Origin of the sequence: Photobacterium andalusiense, from assembly GCF_900185625.1 — a bacterium.
Classification (GTDB): domain Bacteria; phylum Pseudomonadota; class Gammaproteobacteria; order Enterobacterales; family Vibrionaceae; genus Photobacterium; species Photobacterium aquimaris.
The window spans coordinates 1-609 of record NZ_FYAJ01000060.1 but is presented as its reverse complement, the minus strand read 5'-3'; the positions used below and the strand labels follow the sequence as shown (position 1 = coordinate 609).

Here is a 609-nt window from a genome sequence, read left to right as displayed (position 1 = left end):
GAGCTGCCATTGTTGTTTGATAACTATTGGGCGCATCACCAAAATCATGATCGCCGATATATATACGATGATCTTCAACCTCACCGTTGATTGCCCCACCGAGTGCTCGTTCATCTTCTGCTGTTGCTGTACCTGAATGGGTTAAGGTATCGGTGGTTAAGCGGAATCGACTTAATGTATACCCTGTTGCAATACCAGGGAAACTCGACCATGTAACGGCAATATCACTGCTTGTTGTGCCAGTTGGAACAGTAATACTTGCCATTTCATCAGCATCAAAGCGCCCATTACGATCAAAATCAATCCAACCGTATAAAGTAGCATCGCTGCCGGTATTATTGGTGACATTAACCGTGGCTGTATAACTGCTCGGTACTGGGCTGTTATCTATCGCTGGCAGAATAACACCATCTTCATCATTACTGTCGGTAGTATCATCACCATCAGCCATAGTAGCCGCAGAGCTGGTATTGGCATCGCCTTCAGCATCTGGTACGGCAGATCCCATGAATAAGTTACTATTTAAACCATGATACGGGCCATTATCACTGAGGGTACTACGGTAATCGCCTGCACCAGAAGCGGTACCACTGGCACCGTCTTCTGCAT

1 protein-coding gene is annotated in these 609 nt (G+C 46.3%); it reads right to left on the bottom strand.

Features of this window, described 5'->3' with window-relative positions; translation table 11 throughout:
* The coding region (locus PAND9192_RS20770; RefSeq protein ID WP_234999237.1) for a GEVED domain-containing protein at nucleotides 1-609 on the bottom strand (609 nt) is incomplete at both ends.